Here is a 7,848-nt window from a genome sequence, read left to right as displayed (position 1 = left end):
GGGAGAGGGGAGTTAGGGATCGCACTCCGCGCTGCCGGCACGTTTGCGACAGCGTTGCGTACCAAATAACGACGTAGAGAAACATTTCATTGCTATTTGAATTGCTACTTGAAACGACTCTAATGACCGTCAGGCTAGAGCCGAAAAAAAGGCTAATCTCCCAACTCAGGATCCGGCCGCACCCGCACTTCCATCTGGCGCAGCAGACGCAGCGAGCTTTCCGGCCCGTCGATCATCTGCTGTTCGTTGATCCAGTAGGTGGCAATGCCCAGGTCTTCCAGAAATCGAATGTAGGGATCCGGGGGCGGGCCATCGAAAACGGCCGCCTTCTGGACGGAGAAGCCCTGTTCGATCCAGGGGGTGAGGGCAAAGCGCTCGTAATAGAATAATTGCCCCACCACCTCCTGCAGCGCCTCTGCCGCATCTTTGTGGTGTAGCAATTTCACCTCGGCCAAAAGCAGGTTTCCATCCGCCACCGCCAGAAAGTCAAACGTGTGCTGGTCTTCCCGCACCTCCAGCCCGGCCAGGCGGAACCAGCGGCGAAAGTGGTGCAAGATCTCGTTGTGGCGCTCGCTGCGCTCCAACTGACGCCGACGGCGACGCTCTGCCATCAGCGGGTCTGTCCCCGCACAGGAAGGGATCCCACTGCTGCGAAACTGGGGCGGCTCATCCGGATCCAAGACCACCTTACCCCCGGCAGGTTGATGGAGAAGGGGCGGCATCTGGGGCAACAGCTCGGCGGATCCCCACTCCACCTCTGGTTGCGCTGCCAAAGCGAGCAGATGGCGATTGAGAGGGTGCTCAGGGTGGGTGTTGAACAACAGCTTGAGTTGAGAGTGGCTGAACTGAAAATCCAGGCGAAACTGCTCCACCGAAAGGCTGCTCCGCCCCTTCTGCAGAGTCTCCTGGCCAAAGTAGAGCAGCACCAGCAGAGGATAGATGGGCAGGGGGCGATGGGGCGGGATGAGCATGGCCCACATGTCCTCGGTCCAGTGGGGGAGCAAAATCTCCGCTTGCTTGCCCTTGCCCACCACCTGCAGCATTTTGGGATGCCCCGGTTGCCAGCCACAAGGGTGATCGTCGAAGCCGCAGGTTTGCCGCCCTTGATCCACGCTCAAGGGGTAGCGCCCGTCGTAGAGGCGAAAGGGACACAGATCCCGGTCTTCGGCCAGAAAACGCTCGTCCTGCCACAGATGGGCTGCCAGGGCATGACAACCAATGCCCTCCTGGCTGTTACAAGCTTTGAGCCAGCGCCGTTCTGCTAGTTTGCCGCCCACTTTGCTTGGCGCCAGGGGCTGGACAAGGCCATTTTCCCCTTGGTTGAACAAGGGCCACACCAAGGGCTCCCCCGTCTCCGGCAGGGTGGGCAGCAGGGGGTGGACTTTGCTGTAGAAGGGATCGCAAATGCGCTGGGCCACCTGCTGCAGAGGCAGGCCATGGGGGGATCCCACCGCCGGCAGAAGGGATCCCGAGCCGGCCTGGGCGCGATGGTACTGGATGGCCAGCGCCACCTCCACTCCCACCGGACGCAGTTCCGGCGTCAACTGCCGATAGCGCTGCAGCAGCCGCGAGGCTTGCACAAACAGGTCGTAGCGACGAACTGGAACTGCGTCAGCCATAAGGTTGCCGGGGAAATTCTTCGCCGACTTGAGCGAAAGTTGTCTATGGATTTGCTTCTCGGTCTCAAACAAGATCGAGATTGGGTTTGTTGTCTGTGCAAGGGCGGCAACTGCCGAGCGCCGCGGCCCGAAGGCTCGTTTCGCTTGGCACCAGGTCAGTTGTCAGTGTAGTAGAGAAACCCCAGCGCGGAAAGATTTAAGGCTCAGCTTTGTTCCCTCAGACAGGATTGGGTTGGGGCCTCTCCTTCTTTTCAGGATCCGGGGTTGGCTGGGCTACGATGAGAAGCTGTAGCGCCTTTGCCAACTTTGTCAATCATGGCTAGCATCCAACGGGATCCTGAGGTCAACGTGTCTGCGGCCACGGCCATTTCTTCAGAGTCTCAGCCTTCGGCGCCCCCCTTGCCTTTGCCCGTCATGTTTCGCCTAGGCTTATTTCAGATGGGCCTGGGGATGATGTCGCTGCTGACGCTGGGGGTGCTCAACCGGGTCATGATCGACCTGGATCTCTTGGCCATCCCGGCCACGGTGGTGGGGGGATCCCTGGCCATGCACCAGTTGGTTTCCCCGGCCCGCGTCTGGTTTGGGCAGCTTTCCGATGCCAAGCCTTTGTTTGGGACGCACCGCAGCGGCTATGTGCGCCTGGGCTCGGTGCTGTTTGCCCTGTGCATCTTCTTGGCCGTGCAGGTGGTGTGGGGTTTGGGGCAGAGCTTTGCCAGTAGCGGTTGGTCGCTGGCTACCTACGGTTGGATTGCTCTCGCCGCCTTGATGTTTGCTCTTTATGGGCTTTGCCTGAGCGCCTGCTCCACGCCCTTTGCGGCGCTGCTGGTGGATGTTTCCGATGAGCACAACCGCTCCCAGTTGGTGGGGATCGTCTGGTCGATGCTGATGGTGGGTATTGCCGGCGGGGCAATTGGCTCGGCAGTGCTGCTGCGCGGCCTGGATCCCGAGAACTTGCAGAGCACGATCAACCGCCTCTTCATTGTTATTCCTGCTGTGGTGATCCTGCTGGGGGTGATCGCCACCTGGGGGGTGGAAGAACGCTATTCCCGCTATGGATCCCGTTCCACCTTGGCCGGGCGGGAAGACCAGATCACCCTGGGCACGGCCCTCAAGGTGCTCACCGCCAGCCGCCAAACCCTGATCTTCTTTGGCTTTTTGGTTCTGATGACCATGGGCCTGTTTATCCAGCAGCCGGTTCTGGAGCCCTATGGCGGCGAGGTGTTCGGCATGACCGTATCCCAAAGTACCCAGCTCAACGCCTTCTGGAGCCTGGGCGTTCTGGCGGGAATTGTGGTGACCGGATTTCTGATCGTGCCCAGGCTGGGCAAGCAGCCAACGGCTCGGCTGGGCTGCCTGCTGGTGGCGATCTCCTTTGGGTTGACCATTTTGGCAGGGTTTACGGGCGAGCCAGCGATGTTGCAACTGTGCATGATCCTGTTTGGCCTGGCTTCCGGGATCACCACCAACGGCGCCATTAGCCTAATGTTGGACTTGACGGCAGCAGAAACCGCCGGCACCTTCATCGGGGCTTGGGGCCTGGCACAGGCCATGTCGCAGGCGCTTTCTACCCTCATTGGTGGCGCCTTGCTGGATCTGGGGCGGATTCTCTTTCCCTCTTCCCCCGTCCTCTCCTACGCCACCGTCTTCGGGGTGGAGGCGGCGGTGATGCTGCTGGCGGTGTATTTGCTGGGACGGGTAAGCGTAGCCGAGTTCCGGGAGAAAACCAGCCGCGCCCTGACCGAGGTGCTGGCGCTGGAGCTGGAAGGCTAACGCCGCTGGGCCGGCTCGTAGTGGGGGCAGCCCTGGCAGGGCCCGCTGGGGTTGACGGCGCAGCGCAGCAGCGGCGAGCGGGCGTTGAACCGACAGGAGGGATCCCCTAGAAATTGGCCAACCTCAGGCGGGGAACTCACGGGGCGCACCAGAGCGCGGATGCCGCAGAGGTGATATTTGCCTTGCCGCAATTGGTAGGAGTGGCGCTTTTCCAAAACCAAATAGTGCTGCTCCGCCAGTTGAACGTAGGTGCCCGGATGGGGGCTGCTCTCCCAGGGGCATTCCTCCACCACCTCTCCCGAATCTGCATCGATCCACTGAATGGGCAAGGTCGGGTTGATGGAAGACATAGGGCGCCAAGGAAGTCAGTTTGGGGCAGCAGACTTGAGAATGCTGGACTGGGTCTGACCCATGATAAAACCTGTGCCGCTTTTCCCAGCAACACCGACTACAGTTAGTACAGACTTTACAGTCGTTTCAAACAAGATTGAGACGCTTTGCCCCCTCACCCCCGGCTCCTCTCCCAGAGGGACACCCAAGCGCTCCGCGCCGCTCACGCGACCACCCCCAGCCCCTCTCCCAAAGGGAGAGGGGAGCTAGAGACGTAACAAACTGTTTCATTGCTGTTTGATAATGACTAGATGTTGGAGCGGGCTTGGCGAGCCAGTTGGGTGAGAAAAGCCAGCGGATGACGGTTGTGGAGTTGCTGCTTGAGCCGCTCTTGCAGAATCTCCTCCTGCCAGGGATCCCCCGATTGCAGCCACTCCAGGTAGCTGAGCCCCGCTACCCGCGTCAGGTAGGCCCCGCTGGCCGCCTGCAGGGGGATCCCCATGAGCATCCAGGGGCTGGCTTTGAGGGCAGAGCCCAGGGCCTGGGTGGCCAGCTCCAGTCCTCCTAGCTGCACGATCATTTGCGCCAGGCTGTGGGCCATTTGCTGGGCCTGCTGCAGGGTGATGCGGCGATCGAACACCTGATGCAGCTCGCCGATCATGCGCGCCTGGATGGCCACCCCCGCCAGCACATCCAAAGCCGGAAGAGGGGTCACGGCCAAGGCAGCAGCTGTCGCCCACTGCATCCGTTCCACGATCCGGCGACCCTGTTGGTGGCGCTCTTCCCGCAAAGCCTGCTGGACGGCCTCGCCCAGGGTTTGGGTCTGCAACAGGGCGTTGGCCAGGCGCAGATGGGATCCCTTTTGCTGCAGCAGGCGGGCCATCTGCTGGATGAGGGCGGCAGTATCGGGGGGCTGTGGCTCCCAGGTTTCTTGCCGGGATCCGTCTGGAAAGCAGTAGCGGACTTTCAAGGGCTCTGGGTCGGCAGCAATGGCCACCACCTGCTCAGGGGGGATGACGCCGGCGGTGCGCTGGCGCAGGTGGGCCAAGATGATCTCCACCTCTTCCGGCAGCATTTGATCCGTCTTGTTGAGGGCCAGGATGGTGGATTTCCCCAGCCGGGCCAGCTCCAGCAGCTCGGCATATTCCGAGGCCAGCAGATCCCCGGCCACCACCAAGATCAGCAGATCGGCCTTCTGGGCCAGGGCGCGCGCTTCTGCCTCGCCGGCGCCGCCGATGGTCAGCAGGCCAGGGGTATCGGTGAGGGAGATGGGGCCGCTCCAGCCCTCCAGTTGATAGGTGTGAATGGATCCCTGCTGGGTAGTGCCCAGGGTGGGAGCGGTTTCCCCCACCGGCTGCCCCATCAAGGCGTTGATCAGAGAAGTTTTGCCGGCAGAGGCAGTGCCGAACACCACCAGGTGCAATTCCTCCTGGGCCAGCCGCCGGTCGATTTCCTGCATCTTGGCCTGCAAGGCGCGACGGCTGATGTCGTTTTGCAGCTTCTGGATGAGGCGATCGACATCCTGCAGATCCGCCTGCACCTGATCCCGGGTCAACTTAACCCGCCGTTTGCCTGGGGTTGGATCCCTCTGCTGTTGGCGAGCCTGTTGCCACCAGCGCTGCACCGCCAGCCCTGCCGCCACCGTTCCTCCCAGGATGCCGGCCACCAGCAGATCTGCCAGCGGCACCGAATAGGGAGCAACAAAGCTGTAGATGCCACTAACCCATTGCAGGTATTGGCTGAGAGCCGCCAAGCCCAGCCCCGTCAATAACCACAGCCACGTGGAGCGCGACAACACCATGCCAACCCACAGCTTGCCCAAATGCCCGATCCGGAACGGAGCCTGATCTCCAGAGAAGCTCTGAAGATCTATCCAGAGGTCTACAAAGGTGAGAGAAGCGATCGCAAATTCAGGACGGCTGAACCCTCTCCGCTGGCAACCCCGGCGCAAGCTGGATCCGCGGCCTCTTCTTTAGCATAGGGCTTAGTGTAGCTGAGCATACAATTTTTTCGGGTGAGCCAGCGCAGGGACGGCTGACCCCAGCTAGGGAATCAACGAGAGAGGCAGGCACTGGAGAGCGTCCTCAGCCCAAGTGGCCAGGGATCCCCGCCAAAACCGCCGGCGGCTCCAGCGGCGCCGGCAGAAACTCACCCCCCCGGTAGTCCAGTAGCTGCACCAGGAGCAAGTAGCCCACCCCCAGGGCAATGGCCAAAGCTCCCGTAACAATAGCCACCCACTTAGGCCGTTCCACGCTGCGCCTCCCCCGTCAACTGCCTATCCCTACCCATGATGCCCGAAACGACCACTTGCGGCCCAGCCAAGGATGTCTGGAAGTTTTTGTATCCTGAGGGGGTGTGAGGTCTGGAGAGATGATGAACGGGATCCCATCTTGGCGGCGGCAACTGCGGCGTTGGCTGCCCTGGGCTGCCCTGCTGCTGCTCCTGGTGGCAATTGGCTACTGGGTAGGCCCCCGACCCCGACCTTATCCCCAAGAGCCAGAGCTGCCCACCCTGGCCCCTCTGCCGCAGCACCCCCGCATCCGGGTGGCCTTCAACCAAAGCCGCGAGAGCACCTATCGAGATCCCTATCGCCAGGTCTATCGCTACGGCTACAACCTAGAGGAGTTGATTATCTCTCAGATTCGCTCTGCCCGGCAGTCGGTGGATGTGGCGGTGCAGGAGCTGAACCTGCCTCTCATTGCCCAAGCCCTAGCCGAGCGGCGGCAGGCCGGGATCCCGGTGCGGGTGATTACCGAAAACACCTATGTGCGGGCCTGGCACCAGCTCACCCCTGCCGAAGTGGGGGCGCTGGACGAGCGCAGCCGTCAAAAGTTCGAAGAGTACCGCCACCTGGTGGATGTGAACCGGGACGGACAGTTCTCCCCTGAGGAGATCGCCAGCCGGGATGTCTATGCCCTGCTCGATGGGGGGCAAGTGCCCTGGCTGGATGACACCGCCAACGGCTCCAAGGGCAGCGGCCTGATGCACCACAAGTTTGTGATTATCGACGGGCAGCGGGTGCTGACCGGGTCGGCCAATTTTACTCTCTCCGATATTCACGGGGATTTCGATGCCCCCGGCAGTGTGGGCAACGCCAATCACCTACTGCTGCTCGATAGCCCCGAGCTGGCCCGCATCTACACCGAGGAATTCAACCTCATGTGGGGGGATGGGCCAGGGGGATCGCCCGACAGCCGCTTTGGCGTGCAAAAGCTCAGGCGCCCCCTGGAGACGGTTTACCTTGACGATGCCATCGTGGGGGTGCATTTTTCCCCTGCCAGCCGCTCCCTGCCCTATGAGGCCACCTCCAACGGCCTCATCGCGGCCACCCTGGCCCAAGCGCGGCAGCAGGTGGATCTGGCTCTGTTTGTCTTTACCGACTCAGGCATTGCCAACCAGCTCAGGCAAGTGCGCCAGGAGCGTAACGTAGAAATTCGCGGCCTGTTTGACCCTGGCTTTGCCTTTCGTGACTACAGCCGCACCCTGGAGATGTGGGGGCTGCTGCTCCCCGACGAAAACTGCCGGGTGGACGCGGCCCGCCTGCCCTGGACAGTGCCCGCCTCCTCTGTGGGCGTGCCCAACCTCGCTCCGGGAGACAAACTGCACCACAAGTTCGCCATCGTTGACCCCGGCACCCCCCAGGCCACGGTGATCACCGGATCCCACAATTGGTCGGTGGCGGCCAACCACCTCAACGACGAAAACCTCTTGATCATCCGCAACGGGCGGGTAGCGGATCACTTTGTGCGCGAGTTCGAGCGGCTCCTTGCCGAGGCCCGCTTTGGCCCCAGCCGCCGCCTGCAGCAACAGGCGGAAGAGAGAGCCCGCCTCTGCCCCAGCCCTGTCCCCGTTGCCCTCTCCCCATCTGAAGCAGAGCCGGAGCTGCTGGAAGTCGAGGCGATCTCCGTTCCTGACAGGGGATCCCCTTCCCAGCCGGCTACCCCGCAATCTTCTCGCGTGAACTTAAACACCGCCACCGCAGCGGAGCTGGAGCAGTTGCCCGGCATTGGCCCGGGCCTGGCGCAGCGCATCATCGAGGCCCGCCCCTTCTCCTCCTTGGAAGATCTGCAGCGGGTCAAGGGCATCGGCCCGGCCCGGATTGAGCAACTGCGGGATCGGGTCACCTGGT

At 62.1% G+C, this 7,848-nt stretch carries 6 protein-coding genes; 2 read left to right on the top strand and 4 right to left on the bottom strand.

The annotated features are described in order from the left end of the window. Nucleotides 1-152 precede the first annotated feature (152 nt). A complete protein-coding gene (locus NW853_RS12440) occupies nt 153-1,619 on the bottom strand; it encodes a hypothetical protein (protein WP_414349157.1) in 1,467 nt (488 codons plus the stop codon). A gap of 315 nt (nt 1,620-1,934) precedes the next feature. Here NW853_RS12440 and NW853_RS12435 point away from each other — a divergent pair, with 315 nt between their 5' ends. Then, nucleotides 1,935-3,389 carry a BCD family MFS transporter gene (locus NW853_RS12435; protein WP_414335849.1) on the top strand — a complete coding sequence of 485 codons (1,455 nt, stop codon included), beginning with the start codon at nt 1,935-1,937 and terminating at the stop codon, nt 3,387-3,389. Here NW853_RS12435 and NW853_RS12430 read toward each other — a convergent pair. From NW853_RS12430 to NW853_RS12420, 3 genes are all read right to left on the bottom strand, one after another. Beyond that, complete coding sequence (locus NW853_RS12430; protein WP_414349156.1) at nt 3,386-3,739, bottom strand: DUF6464 family protein; 354 nt, start codon at nt 3,737-3,739, stop codon at nt 3,386-3,388. The two genes, NW853_RS12435 and NW853_RS12430, sit on opposite strands and share 4 nt — an antisense overlap. Nucleotides 3,740-4,026: 287 nt before the next feature. Beyond that, complete coding sequence (locus tag NW853_RS12425; protein ID WP_414349155.1) at nt 4,027-5,520, bottom strand: YcjF family protein; 1,494 nt, start codon at nt 5,518-5,520, stop codon at nt 4,027-4,029. A 283-nt stretch (nt 5,521-5,803) separates the two neighbouring features. Next, on the bottom strand, nt 5,804-5,971 hold the full coding sequence (locus tag NW853_RS12420; protein ID WP_414349154.1) for a hypothetical protein: 168 nt from the start codon (nt 5,969-5,971) through the stop codon (nt 5,804-5,806). A 118-nt stretch (nt 5,972-6,089) separates the two neighbouring features. Here NW853_RS12420 and NW853_RS12415 point away from each other — a divergent pair. Next, nucleotides 6,090-7,848: phospholipase D-like domain-containing protein (locus NW853_RS12415; RefSeq protein ID WP_414349153.1), on the top strand; the 1,759-nt coding region annotated here is incomplete at its 3' end.

It is taken from the genome of Synechococcus sp. H55.11 (genome assembly GCF_047462475.1).
Classification (GTDB): domain Bacteria; phylum Cyanobacteriota; class Cyanobacteriia; order Thermostichales; family Thermostichaceae; genus Thermostichus.
This window is presented reverse-complemented; position numbering and strand designations above follow the sequence as displayed.